15 protein-coding genes are annotated in these 17,065 nt (G+C 72.5%); 6 read left to right on the forward strand and 9 right to left on the reverse strand.

The annotated features are described in order from the left end of the window. Positions 1-108: 108 nt before the first annotated feature. The 7 genes from J5Y04_RS26530 to J5Y04_RS26560 all read right to left on the reverse strand — a co-directional run bounded on the left by J5Y04_RS26530 (position 109) and on the right by J5Y04_RS26560 (position 7,531). A complete protein-coding gene (locus tag J5Y04_RS26530) occupies positions 109-405 on the reverse strand; it encodes a hypothetical protein (protein WP_209414916.1) in 297 nt (98 codons plus the stop codon). 113 nt (positions 406-518) lie between these two features. Continuing rightward, positions 519-1,772 (reverse strand): VWA domain-containing protein, encoded by a 1,254-nt coding sequence (locus J5Y04_RS43635; protein ID WP_209414917.1) that lies wholly within the window; start codon positions 1,770-1,772, stop codon positions 519-521. A 5-nt stretch (positions 1,773-1,777) separates the two neighbouring features. Beyond that, positions 1,778-2,713 (reverse strand): MoxR family ATPase, encoded by a 936-nt coding sequence (locus J5Y04_RS26540; protein WP_307853299.1) that lies wholly within the window; start codon positions 2,711-2,713, stop codon positions 1,778-1,780. After that, positions 2,710-3,648: an XdhC family protein gene (locus J5Y04_RS26545; RefSeq protein WP_209414918.1), complete on the reverse strand. Its 939-nt coding sequence runs from the start codon at positions 3,646-3,648 to the stop codon at positions 2,710-2,712. Before J5Y04_RS26545 ends, J5Y04_RS26540 begins: the two co-directional genes overlap by 4 nt. A 73-nt stretch (positions 3,649-3,721) precedes the next feature. Then, positions 3,722-6,097 carry an aerobic carbon-monoxide dehydrogenase large subunit gene (locus J5Y04_RS26550; protein ID WP_209414919.1) on the reverse strand — a complete coding sequence of 792 codons (2,376 nt, stop codon included), beginning with the start codon at positions 6,095-6,097 and terminating at the stop codon, positions 3,722-3,724. Then, a complete protein-coding gene (locus J5Y04_RS26555) occupies positions 6,094-6,597 on the reverse strand; it encodes a (2Fe-2S)-binding protein (protein WP_209414920.1) in 504 nt (167 codons plus the stop codon). The genes J5Y04_RS26550 and J5Y04_RS26555 overlap by 4 nt, the downstream gene beginning before the upstream one ends. 52 nt (positions 6,598-6,649) lie before the next feature. Next, entirely contained in the window at positions 6,650-7,531 is an 882-nt protein-coding gene (locus tag J5Y04_RS26560) for a xanthine dehydrogenase family protein subunit M (RefSeq protein WP_209414921.1), read from the reverse strand. A 173-nt stretch (positions 7,532-7,704) separates the two neighbouring features. Here J5Y04_RS26560 and J5Y04_RS26565 point away from each other — a divergent pair, with 173 nt between their 5' ends. The 3 genes from J5Y04_RS26565 to J5Y04_RS26575 all read left to right on the forward strand — a co-directional run bounded on the left by J5Y04_RS26565 (position 7,705) and on the right by J5Y04_RS26575 (position 10,721). Then, a complete protein-coding gene (locus tag J5Y04_RS26565; protein ID WP_209414922.1) occupies positions 7,705-8,712 on the forward strand; it encodes a LysR family transcriptional regulator in 1,008 nt (335 codons plus the stop codon). A 109-nt stretch (positions 8,713-8,821) separates the two neighbouring features. Further along, positions 8,822-9,541, forward strand: a complete 720-nt coding sequence (locus J5Y04_RS26570; RefSeq protein ID WP_209414923.1) for an SRPBCC family protein — start codon at positions 8,822-8,824, stop codon at positions 9,539-9,541. Beyond that, a complete protein-coding gene (locus tag J5Y04_RS26575; protein ID WP_209414924.1) occupies positions 9,534-10,721 on the forward strand; it encodes an XdhC/CoxI family protein in 1,188 nt (395 codons plus the stop codon). Before J5Y04_RS26570 ends, J5Y04_RS26575 begins: the two co-directional genes overlap by 8 nt. Positions 10,722-10,851: 130 nt before the next feature. Here J5Y04_RS26575 and J5Y04_RS26580 read toward each other — a convergent pair whose 3' ends face one another. Next, on the reverse strand, positions 10,852-11,346 hold the full coding sequence (locus J5Y04_RS26580) for a universal stress protein (RefSeq protein ID WP_245205467.1): 495 nt from the start codon (positions 11,344-11,346) through the stop codon (positions 10,852-10,854). A 1,190-nt stretch (positions 11,347-12,536) separates the two neighbouring features. Here J5Y04_RS26580 and J5Y04_RS26585 point away from each other — a divergent pair. Further along, positions 12,537-13,523 carry an NAD-dependent epimerase/dehydratase family protein gene (locus J5Y04_RS26585; protein ID WP_209414926.1) on the forward strand — a complete coding sequence of 329 codons (987 nt, stop codon included), beginning with the start codon at positions 12,537-12,539 and terminating at the stop codon, positions 13,521-13,523. Positions 13,524-13,837: 314 nt separating this feature from the next. After that, on the forward strand, positions 13,838-14,020 hold the full coding sequence (locus tag J5Y04_RS26590; protein WP_374106109.1) for a hypothetical protein: 183 nt from the start codon (positions 13,838-13,840) through the stop codon (positions 14,018-14,020). Between the two features lie 176 nt (positions 14,021-14,196). Here the strand turns inward: J5Y04_RS26590 and J5Y04_RS26595 are convergent, their stop codons facing one another. Further along, the gene (locus J5Y04_RS26595) at positions 14,197-14,931 is read right to left on the reverse strand and encodes a DUF899 domain-containing protein (RefSeq protein ID WP_209414927.1); all 735 of its coding nucleotides are present in this window, start codon (positions 14,929-14,931) and stop codon (positions 14,197-14,199) included. 537 nt (positions 14,932-15,468) lie between these two features. On the opposite strand from J5Y04_RS26595, the gene J5Y04_RS26600 reads away from it, so the two are divergent. Then, complete coding sequence (locus tag J5Y04_RS26600; RefSeq protein ID WP_307853300.1) at positions 15,469-17,040, forward strand: MFS transporter; 1,572 nt, start codon at positions 15,469-15,471, stop codon at positions 17,038-17,040. Positions 17,041-17,065: the final 25 nt, after the last annotated feature.

Below are 17,065 nucleotides of genomic sequence, written 5' to 3' on the forward strand. Positions count from 1 at the left end.
GGAGGGCACGTGCCAGGGCGGTCCCCGACCCCCGACGGGCGGTTCCTCCTACTCCTCCTCCGCCCAGCGGCGGCACACGCGGTCGCAGCCCTGCGCGGATCCGGAGGGCTATCGGGTCACCACGACGTGAACCGGGTAGATCCTCGGCTGCGGGTTCTGAACCCCCAGTTCGTTCAGAATCGGAACGATGACCTCGCCGAACTCCCGGAACGCCTCCTCCGACTCCCACACGTCCACGACGAGCCAGCCGTCCGCGGTGGGCGCGGCGGTGTGCGAGACGAGCCCAGGTACCGGCCAGTCCTCCGGGCTCCTGACCGGTCCCGGACGGCCTGCAACCATCTCCGCGCTCTTGTCGTACTGGGCCTCGGTCATCCCCGACAGCTCGAAAACCGCCATGATCGCCATGCCGCACTCCCTGGACACCGGTCGAACTCCGACAGGCCGAGTCGACCACCCCGGCAGCCCGCCCGCACACCGATCGAAGCGAACGGGTGTGTCCAGGGGCGTGTCGCGAGTGCCTACCGGGTCCTCCCGGTTCGCTCTGCCGCTGATGGCTCGCGGTCGGCGATGGCGTCGAAGACGTCCGCCATCGCGGCGAGGCTGTGCCCGCTCACGAAGGCGTCGCAGTGCGGGAGCGCTGCCGCGATCCCGGCGGCGAGCGGGGCGTAACCGGGCGCGGCCTTACGGGGGTTGACCCAGACGACGCGATGGGCGAGTCGGCTGAGCCGGGCCGTCTCCCGGCCGACGGCTGACGGGTCCTCGCCCTCCCAGCCGTCGGAGAAGATCACCACCACCGCTCCCCGGGCCATGCCGCGCCGTCCGAAGCGGTCGTTGAACTCCGCGAGGGCCCGCCCGATCAGCGTGCCGCCTGACCAGTCGGGGGCGGCCCGGCTCGCCCGGCGCAGCGCGGCATCCGGAGCCGTGTGCCGCAGCACCGGCGTCAGACGGGTGAGCCGGGTGGCGAAGACGAAGATCTCTGCGGTCACCCCGGACCCCGCCCGTGCGCACAGCCGGGAGAAGAACCGCACGTAGACGCGGGTGTACGGCTCCATGGAGCCGGAGACGTCGCACAGCAGCACCAGCGGTCGGCGGCGCAGCCGGCCGTGCGACCGTGCCAGCCGGACGGTCTCCCCACCGGTTCGCAGGCTGCGCCGCAGGCTCCGGCGGAGGTCGATGTGGCGCCCCTGCGGGTCGGCCTCCCGGCGGCGGGTGCGGCGCAGCGGGAGGCTGATCGCGAGGTTGTCCAACAGGCGGTCCAGCTGGGCCAGTTCGCCCGGTCCGAAGGTGCCGAAGTCCTGCTGCGCGAGTGCTTCGGCGGTGCTGCCGACCAACCGCTCCGCGCCGGTGCGGGTCGCCCGCTCGCGCGCTTCGTCGGCGGCGTCCCGGTGGAGCGCTCCACTCGGCAGGGGTGCGGCCGCGGGGCGGGGCGGTGTCGGGAAGGCGGCCGGGGGTGCGCCGGGTCCGGGTTCGAGGCCCGGGAGCGGCGGATCGTCGGGGGACCCCCTGTTGTCGGCGGGGTCCGCCCGTCCGCCGAAGAGCGCGGCGAAGACGCGGTTGAACGGCTCGATCTGTTCATGGGCCGTGACGAAGGCCAGCCGGGCCGCCCAGTACAGCGTCGGCCGGTCCACGGGCGGTAGCAGGTGCAGTACGTCCAGGAAGCGGCCCGATCGCTCGGGCGTGACCGGGACACCCGCCCGGTGCAGCGCGGCGCCGAAGCGGGCGGCGAAGGCGGGCCGGTCGAAAGGCGGGAGCCCGGCGGGCGGTGCGGCCACGGGGATCAGTTCTCGGGTCTGCCGACCAGCCAGGCGAGCCCGCGGTCGCGCACCAGGTCGATGTCCTCCCGGTACTTGAGGAGGACCCCGAGGGTCCGGTCGGCGGCGGCGTCGTCGAGCCGCTCCACGCCGAGCAGGGTGAGCGCGCCGACCCAGTCGATGCTCTCGGCGATGCCGGGCGGCTTCTGGACCTCCAGGGTCCGCATCCGGTGTACCGACGCTGCCACGTCGGCCGCGAGCGAGGGCGTGGTCCCGGGGACGCGGCGGCGCACGATCTCGACGACCCGTTCGGTGTCGGGGTAGTCGATCCAGTGGTAGAGGCAACGCCTTTTGAGGGCGTCGTGCAGGTCGCGGGTGCGATTGGAGGTGAGGACGACGACCGGTGTGACGGTGGCACGCACGGTGCCCAGTTCCGGGATGGTGACACTGGCGTCGGCCAGCACCTCCAGGAGGAAGGCCTCGAAGTCGTCGTCGGCGCGGTCGATCTCGTCGATCAGCAGCACCGCGGGCAGGGGGCCCGGGTGGGTCAGCGCGGCGAGTACCGGGCGGCGCAGCAGGAAGGCGTCGGTGAAGAGGTCGGCCTCCTCCAGTGCCACGCCCCGGCTCTCGGCGAGCCGGATGCTCAGCAGCTGGCGCGGATAGTTCCACTCGTACAGCGCCTCGGCGGCGTCGAGTCCGTCGTAGCACTGCAGCCGGATCAGCGGGCTGCCGAGGACGCCGGCCAGGGCACGGGCGGCCTCGGTCTTGCCGACGCCGGGTTCGCCCTCCAGCAGCAACGGCTGGGGCAGGCGCAACGCGAGGTAGAGCGCGGTGGTCAGGCCCGGGTCGGCGAGGTAGCCGAGGGAGTCCAGCGAGGCGTGCAGGGTCGGCGGGTCCGGTACGGCCCGCGCGACCGCCGCCCGGGCCGACTCGGTCGTCGCGGGTGTGGCGGCCCCGGTCACAGCGCCTCCGCGGGCTGGGCGGTCTCGGCCTCGAAGCGGTCGCGGCAGCCGGTCGAGCAGAACCAGTGCCGGTGCCCGCGGGCGTCCGAGTACGGGGTGTCGGCGACGACGGCGACCGTCATGCCGCAGACCGGGTCGAGCGCGGTCCGCGGTTCGGCGGACGGCGGAGCCGGTTCGGCGGTCGTCTCCTCGGTGTGTACCGACAGGGCGTGCCGCGAGGCCACCAGCTCGGCCAGGATCGACACGGCGATCTCGCCGGGCGTGCGGGCGCCGATCCACAGCCCGGCCGGCGTGTGGATCCGGTCCCGCTGCTCTGCGCTGAGGTCGAGGCCGCCGAGCACGGTGGCGCCGCGACGGCGGCTCGCGACCAGCGCGACGTACGGCACGTCGGCCCGCGCGGCACGGGTCAGCAGCCCCTCCTCCTGTCGTCCGTGGGAGGCGATCACCACGGCCGCCACGTCGGCGAGTTCCTCCGCGGTGACCTCCTCGGCGGCGGTCCGGATGTCGTACTCGAGCCCGGCGCCGAGTGCGACCAGGCTCCGGCCGATGGGGGTGTCGCCGAGCACGAGCACCACCGGATCGGGACGCAGCGGCTCCAGGAAGACCTCCAACTCGCCTCCGGACAGGCACGGGTTGGCGACCACAAGGGTGCCCGCCTCGCCTTCCTCCTGCGGCTGCGCGGGAGCGCCGGGCGAGATCCGCAGCAGCAGTGACTCACCGGTGCGCAGCAGCCGCAGCGCCTGCACACGGACGGTCGCCTCGGCGCAGACCCCGCCGACGAAGCCCTCGATCCGGCCGTCCTCCAGGACCAGCGCGGTGTCTCCCGGCTGCGCGCTGGTCGGGTGCAGCGCGCGCACCACGGTGGCCTTGACGAACGGCACCCGACTGCGCGCCAGCTCGGCCATCCGCTGCTCGACCGCCAGGCCGGCACTCATGCGGCCGCCTCGCAGAACCCGGCAGGTGCTTCGCGCGCAGACGCCTTCTGATCGCCGGCCCCGCTCCGCCCGCTCACTGCGGCGCCTCCACACCTCCGTGCATCGCCAGCCACACCCGCCCGGGGGTCAGCGGCATGTCGGCGTGCCGGACGCCGATGGCGTCCATGACCGCGTTGACGACCGCTGCGGGCGAGCCGACCGTCGCGGACTCGCCGACGCCCTTGGCTCCGATCGGGTGGTGCGGGGACGGTGTGACGGTGTAGCCGAGCTCCCAGGCCGGCACTTCCAGTGCGGTCGGCACGAGGTAGTCCATGAAGGAGCCGGACAGGCAGTTGCCGTCCTCGTCGAAGCTGATGATCTCGCTCAGCGCCATGCCGACGCCGTCGGCGAGGCCGCCGTGCACCTGCCCTTCGATGATCATCGGGTTGATCCGGGTGCCGCAGTCGTCGACCGCGACGAAGCGGCGCACCTTCACCACGCCGGTGCCCGGGTCGACGTCCACCACGCAGAGGTACGCGCCGTACGGGAAGGTGAGGTTGGGCGGGTTGTAGACCGTGGTGGCCTCCAGATGGCCCTCCACGCCCTCGGGCAGTTCCAGCACGCCGTGCGCGGCGAGCGCGATCTCCTGGATCGTCTTCGCGGCCGTCGGGTCGCCCCTGACGAACCAGCGGCCCTTCTCCCACTCCAGGTCTTCGGGGGAGACCTCCATCATGGCGCCGGCGATGATCCGTGCCTTGTCGCGGACCTTGCGGGCCACCACCGCCGCCGCGGCGCCCGAGACCGGAGTGGAGCGGCTGCCGTAGGTGCCGAGTCCGAACGGCGTCTGGTCGGTGTCGCCGTGCACCACCTCGATGTCCTCCGGCGGGATGCCGAGCTCCTCGGCGACGATCTGGGCGAACGTCGTCTCGTGCCCCTGGCCCTGGCTCTGGACGCTGAGCCGCACCACCGCCTTGCCGGTCGGGTGCACCCGCAGCTCGCAGCCGTCGGCCATGCCGAGGCCGAGGATGTCCATGTGCTTGCGGGGCCCGGCGCCGACCGTCTCGGTGAAGAACGACAGCCCGATGCCCATCAGTTCGCCGCGCGCGCGGCGCTCGGCCTGCTCGCGGCGCAGCGCGTCGTAGCCGGCCAGATCCAGCGTTTTGCGCAGGGTGGCCGGGTAGTCGCCCGAGTCGTACTCCCAGCCGGTCTTGCTCGGGTACGGGAACTGCTCGGGCCGGATCAGGTTCTTCATCCGCAACTCGGCCGGGTCGGTGTGCAGTTCGTCCGCCAGGCAGTCCACCAGCCGCTCGATCAGGAACGCCGCCTCGGTGACCCGGAACGAGCAGGCGTAGGCGACGCCGCCGGGCGCCTTGTTGGTGTAGACGCCGGTGACGGCGCAGTGGGCGGCCTCGATGTCGTACGAGCCGCTGAAGACGTGGAAGAAGCCGGCCGGGAACTTGCTGGGCTGGGCGGTCCCGTTGAACGCGCCGTGGTCGGCGATCACCGTGACCCGGACGCCGAGGATCCGGCCCTCGCGGGTCGCCGCGATCTCGCCGTTCATGTGGTAGTCGCGGGCGAAGCCGGTGCTCATCAGGTTCTCGGAGCGGTCCTCGACCCACTTGACCGGCTTCTTGGTGAGGATCGAGCCCACGACCGCGCACACGTAGCCGGGGTAGATGGGGACCTTATTGCCGAAGCCGCCGCCGATGTCCGGGGAGATCACCCGGATCTTGTGCTCGGGCAGCCCGGCGACCATCGCGTACAGGGTGCGGTGGGCGTGCGGCGCCTGGGTGGTGGACCAGAGGGTGAGTTTGCCGTCGACCGGGTCCATGTCGGCCACGCAGCCGCAGGTCTCCAGAGGGGCCGGGTGCACGCGCGGGTAGAGCATGTTCTGGGCGACGACCAGCTCGGCGCGCGCGAACACCTCGTCGGTGGCCGCCTTGTCGCCCGCCTCCCAGTCGAAGATGCGGTTGTCGGTACGGCCCTCCTGGTCGTCCCGGATCACCGGGGTGTCGGCGTCCAGCGCGTGCCGCGCGTCGACCACCGGGGGCAGCGGCTCGTACTCGACGTCGATCAGCTCGATGGCGTCGCGTGCCGCGTAGTGGTCGTCGGCGACGACGAACGCCACCTCCTGGCCCTGGAAGCGCACCTTGTCGGTGGCCAGCACCGCCTGGGTGTCCATCGACAGGGTGGGCATCCAGGCCAGGCCCAGCCCCTCCAGGGTGGCACCGGTGATCACCGCCCGGACCTTGGGGTGCGACTCGGCCGCGGAGGTGTCGACGGACACGATCCGGGCGTGCGCCAGCGGGCTGCGCAGCACGGCGCCGTGCAGCATGCCGGGCAGTTGCACGTCGTCCACGTAGTGTCCCTTGCCGCGGACGAACCGCGGGTCCTCCTTGCGCTTCAGCCGCCCGTAGCCGATCGGGCGCTCCTCCGCGGGCGCCGACCCGGTTTCCTGAACGGCGGTCATGGCGTGCTCCCCGCGCTCGCATCGGCGGCGACGGTGGCCTCCGCCGGGTGGTGCGCGGCCCACCGGACCGCGCGGACGATGTTCAAGTAGCCGGTGCAACGGCACAGTTGGCCGGAGATCGCCTCGCGGATCTCCTGGTCGGTGGGGTCCGGATTGCGGTCCAGGAGCGCGCGGGCGGTCATCATCATGCCCGGCGTGCAGAATCCGCACTGCAACCCGTGCTGCTCGATGAACCCCTGCTGGACCGGGTCGAGGCCGTCCGCGGTCTCCAGGCTCTCCACGGTGCGCACCCGGTGTCCGGCCGCCATGGCCGCCAGCATCGTGCAGCTCTTGACCGGCTCGCCGTCGAACAGCACGACGCAGGTACCGCAGTTACTGGTGTCGCAGCCCCAGTGGGTGCCGGTGAGGCCCAGGTCGTCGCGAAGGAAGCGGACCAGCAGGTGCCGGGCCTCCACCTCGGCCGTGCGGTCCTCGCCGTTGACATTGATGGTGACCTGCATCGTGAGCGTCCTTTCCGGTCCGTTCAGGTCCTTTCCGGTCCATTCCGTCCGTTCAGGCCGTGGTCGCGGCCTGCCGGGCCCGTTCGGCGGCCCGGCGAAGCGCGCGTTCGGTGAGCTCGCCGGCCAGGTGCCGCTTGTAGGCGGCGGTGCCGCGGGTGTCGGTGACCGGATCGCAGTCCTCGGCGGCGATCCGGCCGGCCTCGGCGAACGCCTCCTCGGACGGCTCGCGGCCGACCAGGCTCTCCTCGGCGCGCCGGTAGCCGACGGCCGACACGCCGACCGCCGCGAGCCCGACGCCGGCCGTCCCGATCCGCCCGTCCGCCAGCGACAGGGCGGTGCCGGCCGCCGCGATGGCCCAGTCCCCGGTCTTGCGCTCCACCTTCTCGTAGGCGCTGCCGGCGTTCGGCAGGATCGGCACGCGGATCTCGACCAGCATCTCGCCGAGCCCCACGTCCGTCTCGTACGGCCCTTGGTAGAAGTCCGCCATCGGCACCGAGCGCCGCCCTCCGTGGCCGAGCACCACCGCCACTGCCCGGACCGCCGCGCAGACCGCCGACAGGTCCTCCGCCGGGTCGGCCTGGCAGAGCGAGCCGCCGATGGTGCCCCGGTTGCGCACCGGCGGGTCGGCGATCACCCGTTCGGCGTCGTGGAAGATCGGGAGGAGCCGGCCGACCAGCTCGGACTCCAGCAGGCCGCGGTGGCGGGTGAGCGCGCCGATGCACAGCTCCGCGCCCTCCTGCCGCACGTAGTCCAGTTCACGCAGGTCGTTGATGTCGACCAGAAGCCCCGGACGGGCCAGGCGCAGCTTCATCATCGGCAGCAGACTGTGCCCGCCGGCGATGACCCTGGCCTCCTCACCGAACCGCTCCAGCAGGGCGAGAGCGTCGTCCACGCTCTCTGCCCGCCGGTACTCGAATGATGCGGGAACCTGCACGACGGCCTCCTGGTGCAGTGCCACTGGTGACGGCGGGCCCGCGGCAAGGACCGGACACCGCACGAGCGCACTGTCGCCCCGGCGGCCACCCGGGTCAACGGCGACTGAAGGGAATGCTTAAGAGCCGTCCACGGCTGACACACGGGGGTGGCCTGCTATCGCGGGAGGCGGCGATGACCCTCACACAGCTCAGGGCGTTCGTCGCGGTGGCCCGGCTCGGCTCGGTCAAGGCCGCGGCGATCTCCCTCGGGGTCAGCGAGCCCGCGGTCTCGGGCGCGGTCGCCGTGCTGCGCCGCGAGCTCGGCGACCGGCTCTTCGTCCGGGCGGCGGGCGGGATCACCCTGACGGCCGGCGGGCGGCGGCTGGCCGCGGGCGCGGCCGAGATCGTGGGCCTGGCCGAGGAGACCCGTCGGCAGGTCCGGCAGGCCGGCGCGGACAGCTCCTCCCTGCGGGTCGCCGCCACCGAGACGACCGCCGAGCAGATCGTTCCGCCGCTGCTGGAGGCCTTCGTCCGGCGGCACCCGGGCGTGGAGACCACCACCCTCGCGGTGCCGTCCACCGCGCTCGGCGAGCTGCTGTTGGACCGGCGCGCGGACGTCGCGATCAGCCCGGCCGCCGCCGAGCCCGGAGCGGTCGCCGCACCGCCGAGGCCGGACACTCTCGAACACATCCCGTTCCTCCGTATCCAGCTCGTGGTGGTTGCCTCGCCGCACCACGCCGGCGCCCGGCTGGACCACATCGGTGCAGCCCGGCTGCACCTGCCGATCGACCGGCTGTCCCGGGAGCACTGGCTGCTCGGCCCGGGCGGGCTCGACCCCGGGACGCCCGGCGGCGCCTTCCTGACGCGGCACGGCGTCGGCGACGCCGACGCGTCGATCTTCCCCAGCGCCAGCGCGGCGCTGGGCGCGGCCGTCGCCGGCGACGGGCTCTCGCTCGCCGTGCTCCACCTCGTCCGCGACGAGCTGCGCCACGGCACCCTCACCGTGGTCGCCGTGCCCGGCACCCCGGTCAACGGCGTGCTGCGAGCCGCCGCGCTGCACGGCGACCGGCGCTCACCGGCCGCGTCCGCGCTGTTCCGGTTCGTGACCACGCCCGCCGCCGTGCAGAGCCTGCTGGCACGGGCCACCGGCGTGCCGGTGGACCACTATCGGCCGACCGTCCGGGTGAGCCTGTGGAGCTGACCGGAGACGGCTCCGGCGGGAATCGCCGGGTGGTCGGTCGTCGTTGGAACGTACGTCGACGGCCGGAATTCGGGGAACCGGGCAGATCCGGGCAAGGAGGCCCGTCCACATGGAGTTCACCAACGAGTTCCGCGTGAGCCTGCCGATCGAAGCGGCCTGGGAGCTCTTCACCGACGTCGAGCGGATCGCGCCGTGCATGCCGGGGGCGCAGCTCACCGAGGTCGACGGCGACCGGTTCCACGGCACGGTCAAGGTGCGGGTCGGCGCGGTGACCGTGCAGTACCGGGGCACCGCCGCGTTCGACGAGTTGGACGAGGCGAACCACACCGTGCGGCTCACCGCCTCCGGACGCGACACGCACGGCCAGGGCAATGCCGACGCGCACATCACCGCACGGCTGGTCCCGGACGGCGACGGCACCCGGGTGACCGTCGAGACCCGGCTCAGCATCACCGGGAAGGTGGCCCAGTTCGGCAAGGGCGTCATGACGGACATCAGCCGGAAGCTGCTGGGCCAGTTCACGGCCTGCCTGGAGGAGCGGCTGGCCGCCGAGTACGAGACCGGGGGCGAGGCCGCGCCGGCCACGCAGCCGGCCGCCGAAGCCGCCGCCGGGCCGTCCGCCGCCGAACCCGCCGCCGGGCCGGCGGCACCCGTGGGGGAGCCGCAGGCCGCCCCGTTGGAGGGCGAGCCGCTGGACCTGCTCGCTGTGGCCCGCGGACCGGTGGCCAAGCGCTTGCTGCCGATCGTCCTCGCCGGGTTGGTCCTGCTCGGGGTCGCGCGTCGGCTGCGTGGGGCCTGCCGGCGTTCGCAAGGGGGACACCGTGCGTGACATCCTGGACGAGGTGTACCCGTGGTACCGCGCGGGCGAGAGCTTCGGGCTCGCCACCGTGGTCAGCACCTTCCGGAGCGCCCCCCGCCGGCCGGGTGCGGCGATGGCGGTTTCGGCCTCCGGCACGGTGGTCGGCAGCGTCTCGGGTGGCTGCGTCGAGGGCGCGGTGTACGAAGAGGCCGAGGAGGCCCGGATCTCGGGACGCCCGGTGCTGCGGTCGTACGGGGTGAGCGACGGCGACGCCTTCGAGGTGGGGCTGACCTGTGGCGGCACGATCCAGATCTTCGTCGAACCCGTGTCCAGCCGGACCTTCCCCGAACTGCCGGACGTGGTGACGTCGTTGAGCGCAGGCGAGCCCGTCGCGGTGGCCACCGTGGTGACCGGCCCGGGCGACGGCCCGGGCGCGCTCGGGAGCCGCCTGGTCGTCTGGCCGGACCGCGCCTGCGGCACCCTCGGCTCCGCCGTGCTGGACCGCGCGGTGGGGCTGGACGTCCGCGGCCTGCTCGAACACGGCACGACGGCGCTGCGCCACTATGACGCCGCGGGCCGCTGCCTGAACGGTGAGGAGTTCGCCGAGCTCGGCGAACTGTCCGTGTTCGTAGGGTCGTTCGTCCCACCGCCGCGCATGCTGGTGTTCGGTGCGATCGACTTCGCCGCCGCGGTCGCCGAGTTGGGGTCCTTCCTCGGCTACCGCGTCACGGTGTGCGACGCGCGGGAGGTGTTCGCCACCGCCTCCCGCTTTCCGCACGCGGACGAGGTCGTGGTGCGATGGCCGCACCAGTACCTGGCCGAGGAAGCCGCGGAGGGTCGGATCGACGGCCGTACGGTGGTGGCCGTCCTCACCCATGACCACAAGTTCGACGTGCCGCTGCTGGCTACCGCGCTGCGGTTGCCGCAACTGGCGTACATCGGCGCGCTCGGCTCGCGCCGAACCCACCGCGACCGGCTGGCCCGTCTGCGTGAAGCCGGCCTGGAAGAAGGGGAGTTGGCTCGGATGGCGGCCCCCGCCGGGCTCGACCTCGGTGCCCGCACGCCGCAGGAGACGGCAGTCTCCGTCGCCGCCGAGATCATCGCCGCCCGCTGGGGCGGCACCGGTCGGCCGCTCACCCGGACCGACGGCCCGATCCACACCGCCACCGCGGCCGACGAGCAGCCGCCGTCCCCGGTTGAGGCCGACTGAGGACGGGTCCGACCGTGCTGGTACCCGAAGCGGTGGGATGGTCGCGATCGGGTCCTGCTTGTCGACAGGGCGGCCCGGGGTGTCCGGGACAGCCGGCCCGGACACCCCGCCCGGACCGCCGATGAGGCGTTCAGGGGGATGCGGTGTCGTCGTCCATCGGGACGACGACGACCGGGAGGCGGGCGTGGTGGACGACCTCGGTACTGGTCGACCCGAGGGTGAGGCGTCCCCAGGCACCCGATCCTCGGGAACCGACAACGAGAAGGCAGGCGTCCCTGCTTGCCTCGAGGAGGACCTGCGCCGGACGTCCGCGTTCACACACGATCTCCACTTCCACCGGCGGGCCGCCGAGCTGTAGCTGCAGTTCCCTGACGGAGTCGGCCACGGACTGCATGACGAGATCGCGCTGCTGCGGGATGGGACCGCCGTCGGGGCCGGAGCCGGCCGTCCGCTCGAAGCCCGAGTACTGGGTCGGGGTGTACTCGAATGCACAGGCGGCCCGAAGACCGGTGCCACGCAGCTGCGCCTCGCGGAGCGCGAAGATCACGGCTTGCCGGGCTGGGGCTGACCCGTCCGTGCCGACCACGATCGGGTGGGTCGGGCGGGAGGCAGGAGTATCGGTCATCGGGAACCTCCGGCGATTCGGCGGGCGGGGAGGTACGGTCTCTGCGCAGCGAGGGCCGGGATGTCTCGGGTGCCCCGCTCGATTGCCACGTGCGCGGATCACCGTGCACCGCTGCCGATCCCTGCTCGGCCGCCCCCAGGACGCTGGTCCGAGCGGGCCTGACCAGAGGTTGGTAACCCGTGCTTCTCAGCCTGCGCCCGTTCGAGCCCGGGCACCAGCGCACGGCCGGCGTCGGTGGCAAGCGCGCCTTCCCGCAGGACGCCGGGCCCGACTCCGCGATCGGCGGTTCCTGTACGACGACCGTTGGGGGACGGTGCAGCCGGGCGACCCGCATGACGGTCGGTACGGTCCCGGGCGGCTCGATCGGACGGGCAGCCGCGGCGGGGAACCCACGCGACGGTATTCGTCCACCCGACGGGCCCTGTTACGGGCTTTTCCGGAGTAACCTGGAAAGTGCCGGAGGACTTACCGGTAGGACGATCGCGAGGAGTTGAAATATGCAGATCAGCGGAGCAGGAGCCCTGATTCTGCGACTCGTGGTCGCTAAATCCCAGCCCAGCCTTCAGGCCGGGGCATAAGGGGACCGCGGAGGTGGCGGGGGCGCAGGTGCAAATCCTGTTGTTCAGATCAGCGTTTATTCAGGGCGTGGGCCGTTTTCGCAGAGATGCGGAGGCGGCCTTTTTGTTGTTTCCGCCGGGCGGTATTCGCAGTGCGATCCCATCGCGCGGCCATAGGCGTTCGGGCCGTTTCTGCCCCTGCGATCCGGCGGGTGTCCGAGCGGTTCGGGAATGCCGTGGAAGCATGTCCGTCTCCTCGCCCGGTGACCGCGCGGGGGGCGCGATCGCCAGGGACCGGCCGACCGGATCGGGACGTGTTGTGGGCGGCTTCCCCTGGCTGCCTGCGGTGCGGCGCGCAAACGGTGGCCGACCGGTGCGCTCACCGTCGGGAGGAACAAGATGAGTCCCGCGACGACGTAGATGACGTGCGGCTGTTGGGGCCGATCGGGGTGGTCGACGGCGCGATCCGGCATCTCCTCCCACTGCGGCCCACCGGCCCACTGCAGGGCGACCTGGAAGACGGGCGGGAGAACGCCCTTCCGGGCACTGCCGGTTCGGATTCAGCTGACGGCGATTCCGCTGATGGCGGATGGGGGTGGACCAACCGGCACATCGGTGAGGACAGTGGTTGGCATGCGACTTCTCATGCTCGGTGGATCCGGCTTCGTCGGACGCGCCATCGTCAACGAGGCCCTGTCCCGGGACTGGGACGTGACCCTTCTCCATCGTGGCAACCGCCGACCGCCGTCCGGCGCCACCGTCCTCCAGGGCGACCGGACCGCCCCCGACGGACTGGCCGCGCTCGGTGCCGCCGAGTGGGACCTCGTCGTGGACACCTGGTCCGCGCGGCCCTCGGCCGTACGCGACGCGGCGGACGTGCTCGCGAAGCGCGTCGGCCGGTACGTGTACGTCTCCAGCGGATCCGTGTACGCCGACCCGGTCGACCACAGTGCCGCCGAGAACGGCGTCCTACTGGACGGCTCGCCCGACGACGGCGATGTCCCCTATCCGCAGGCCAAGCGCGGAGGGGAGCTCGCCGTCACCGGCGCGTTCGGCGAGGACCGTTCGCTGCTGCTGCGCGCCGGCCTCATCCTCGGCCCGGGCGAGGACGTCGGCAGGCTCACCTGGTGGCTGGACCGGATCGCCCGCGGCGGCCCCGTGCTCGCCCCCGGCCCGCGCGACCTGCCACTCCAGTACGTCGACACGCGTGACCTTGCGATCTGGGCCCTGGACGCCGCCGTGCGCGGGCTGTCCGGCCCGTACAACCTGGTGAGCCGGCGCGGTCACGCCACCATGGGTGAGCTTCTGGAGGCGTGCGTGGCCGCGACCGGATCGGATGCGGAGCTGCGCTGGACCGACCCCGAGCGGATCGCCGCCGCCGGAATCGCACCGTGGACGGAGCTGCCGATCTGGGCACCGCCAGGCGAGCTGCACGAGTTCCTGTACGGCGCCGAGACATCCAAGGCGTTCGCGGACGGGCTGCGCTGCCGGCCGGTCGCCGAGACCGTCGCCGATACCTGGGCGTGGCTGAAGGAACTGGGCGGAGTCTCGCCGCAGCGTCCCGACCGCCCGATCCTGGGGCTGGCCCCCGAAGCCGAGATCGCCGCACTTCGCGGTTGACGGGCTGCTGCCCACTCCGGGTTCCGGGGCGTAGACCGTAGGCCGTAGACCGACGCCGTCCCGGGGAGATCGTGCGCAGCGGCTCACGGAGCCCGGCCGTGGGCCGTTGCCACCGATGGTCGAGTACACGCGCTCGGCCCGCTGTCCGCAGCCGGCCGGGCCCACGTAGCCGGCCGGCCCACGCGAGCGGCCGGGCCGGCCGGATCGGCAGGCGCAGCCGCCCCATTGGCGAAGGCGTGCCTGCGGGTGGCCTCTCCGGCGCTCCGGACCGCCTCAACTCCACGATGACACCGCACACCTGCTGGGATCACACCATGCCTACTCTCATTGCGCCTGACGGCACCGAGCTCGCCTACCGTGTCCTCGGGGAGGGCGCCGGCGCCCCCGTGGTCTGCCTGCCCGGCGGACCGATGCGGGATTCCGTCTACCTCGGCGACCTCGGGGGCCTCCCTGCGCACCGGCGGTTCGTGTCGACCACCGTGCGGTTCCTCGGCTGATACGCCCGACCGGGCGCCGCTCGGCGGGCAGTCCGACGTGGCGGTGGCAGCGGACGGGGCCGGGGCTCCTCCTGGCGGCGCATGGGGCGGGCCGTCCGATCCTCGGCACGCCGTCGGCGTCGCGTGACGCAGGGGCAGCCATCACAACGCGTGAACTGCCCGGATCGGTCGAATCCTCAGGCTTTCCCGTACTCGTCGTGGCGGCGCAGCCAGTGGGTCTCCTCGCCCTCCTCGTGTCGGCCCATCGGCGTCCGGTCGAGGAGGCCGTAGTAGGCCATGGCGGGCTCAAGGCCGCGCGCAGTGGTGACGTACGTCCGGTGGACGGTGCCGTCCGAGAGCGCGTAGGCGCTCAGTCCGGGCCCCTCGGTGACGTACCCGGGCACGTCGGTGCCGCAGGCCTCCGCCATCTGCCGGACGGTCGGAGGGATGTCACCGTCGAGGAACGGCCTCAGCTCCTCCTCGGTGTACTGGAAGCCGAGGTCGCGGTGGAAGTCGCTGCCGGCGGTGGAGACCCAGTCGAAGCTCCAGCCCATCCGCTCCCGGTAGGCGAGGAGCTTGTCGATCGGCGCCCGCGAGGAGCAGATCAGCGTCACGTCGCGGGCTTTCAGGTGGACCGCGCTGGGGTTGAGGGTGTCCGCGATCGAGGAGCAGACCGGGCAGCCGGCCTCGTACGGCGGGCCGAACATGAAGTGGTAGACAAGCAGCTGCGAGCGCCCGCCGAAGAGGTCCGCGAGCGACTTGGTGCCGCCCTCGGTCTCGAAGCCGTAGTCCTTCTCGACCGGCACCCAGGGAAGCTCCCGCCGCTTCCGCGCGAGCTCGTCACTTCGGCGGGTGAGCTTCTTCTCCTCTGCCAGCAGTTCCGCTCGGGCCGCCTCGAACTCCTCCTGCGTGCCGATCCTGTGCTCGGGCATGGCCTATCCCTCCTGTATGGGGAGCAGGGCACCGCGTGGCGGCGTGCGGTCACCCGCGGTGGCAGCCAGCAGCGCCTGCCACCGGCTACCCGTCCGGCCGTACATCCACCGTACGCGCGCGGCGGCGGGCCTTCGAGGCCACGCGAATCGCCTGGTCGGCGTCGCGCTCACGTCGTGCTCGTGTCGTGCTCACGTGGTGATCACAGGGCGGGACGGAGGCGGGCGACCCCCGCCGTGTGAAGCAGGTCAGGGTGAACGCGGGCGCGTCGGCGGCCCGGTCGGGTGTGCGGTGGCAGGGCAGCGGGCGGCGGCAGCCGTCCGCGGGCAGGTGGGTCCTGACGGTCGGCCCGCCGTGCGAACGCCCGGTGGTGTGATGGTCGGGTGCTCCGTCAGGCGTCGCCCGGGGTCGCTCGCTAGCATGGGAGCCTGCCGAACGAGCGGCAGGAACCGGGCCCCCTTCTCCAGGAACGGGCCCGCCCCACAGGTGATTCCGCCAGCAGCCGACGCGCGGACGCACCCCGGAGGGAAGAGCCAACCGTGAGCACTGCTCCCGCCGGCGGATCCACGCGCTACCTGGTACTGGCAGCGATGATCTTCGCCGTTGCGATGACCTTCATCGACCAGACCATCGTCTCGATCGCCGTACCGAACATCCAGCAGGAGTTGAAACTGACCAGCACGGGGGTGCAGTGGGTGATCAACGCCTACCTGCTCACCCTGGCGGCGTTCTTCGCCTTCGGCGGTCGGCTCGCCGACACCGTCGGTCACCGCAGGACGGTGGTGCTCGGGGTGCTGGTCTTCGCGGGCGCCTCGGCCTGCTGCGGCTTCACACCCACCGGGAGTCTGGCCGAGGCGTGGCTGGTCGCCTTCCGTGCCGTCCAGGGCTTCGGCGGCGCCATCATGTTCCCGGCGGCGCTGGCGATCGTGGTGCAGAACTTCGCGCTGCGTGAGCGGGGGCGGGCGCTGGCCCTGTTCTTCGGCATCGCGGGCGGTCTGACCGCGATCGGACCGGTCCTCGGCGGCTACCTGACCGAATGGACCTGGCGGGCCATCTTCTGGGTGAACCTGCCGGTGGCGGCGATCGCGCTGGTGCTGACCGCGATCTCCAAGCCGGTGACGGAGAGCCGGCCCGCGCCCATGGACTACCGGGGCCTGGCCCTGATCGCCGGCGGTGTCGGGCTGAGCGTCTTCGGGTTCCAGCAGTCGCAGGTCTGGGGCTGGTCGAACCCGGCGATCTGGCTCTGCATCGTGGCCGGTGTCCTGCTGCTGGTCGGCTTCGTGATCGTCGAGAAGCGCACCGTCTCGCCGCTGATCCAGGTGGACATCTTCCGGATCCGCGCGTTCTCCGTGCAGAACCTGGTGCTCGGCATCTCGATGCTGGTCTTCGTCCCGGTGTTCTTCTTCTCCAGCGAGTATGCGCAGATCGCGCTGGGTGACTCCTCCTCGGGTGCCGGTGTCTTCCTGCTCTACTTCTTCATCGGGTTCGTGATCGCCTCGCAGATCGGCGGCCGGATGCTCGACCGGGGCGGCGCGAAGCGGCCGGTGGTGATCGGGTGCGTCCTGGCCGCGGTCGGGTTCTACCTGTGGGCGGGCGACGCGACCACGCTGAGCTTCAGCACGCAGCAGTGGGACATCGTGCTGGCCGGAGCGGGCATGGGCTTCATGCTCAGCCCCGCCAGCACGGACGCGGTCAACCGCGCCTCGCGGCTGTCCTACGGCGAGGCGACCGGCATCACCCAGACGGTCCGCAACTACGCCGCGAGCCTGGGACTGGCCGTGCTGGGCACCGTCCTGGTCACCGACCTGCGGACCCGGCTGACCGACTCCCTGGTCGCCCAGGGCCTGCCACATGCGCAGGCGGCCGCCGAGGCCACCCACCTCTCCCAGGTCCAGGCACAGAGCAGCGCGAGCGGGAGCACCGCGACCATCCCGCAGTTCTTCCGGGTCGACTTCGCCCACGCCACCCAGACGGTCCTCTACTGGATGGCGGCCATCATGGCCGTGGCCGCCGTGGTGGCGATGATCGGGCTGCGTCCGGGCGTGCAGGCCGAGACCACCGCCGACGAACGGGAGGCCCTGGCCTCCGGACGCGAGCCGGGCCAGGTCTGAGGAACTCCCAGCGGCAGTGGTGGGC

Source organism: Kitasatospora sp. RG8 (assembly GCF_017813315.1).
Classification (GTDB): Bacteria; Actinomycetota; Actinomycetes; order Streptomycetales; family Streptomycetaceae; genus Kitasatospora.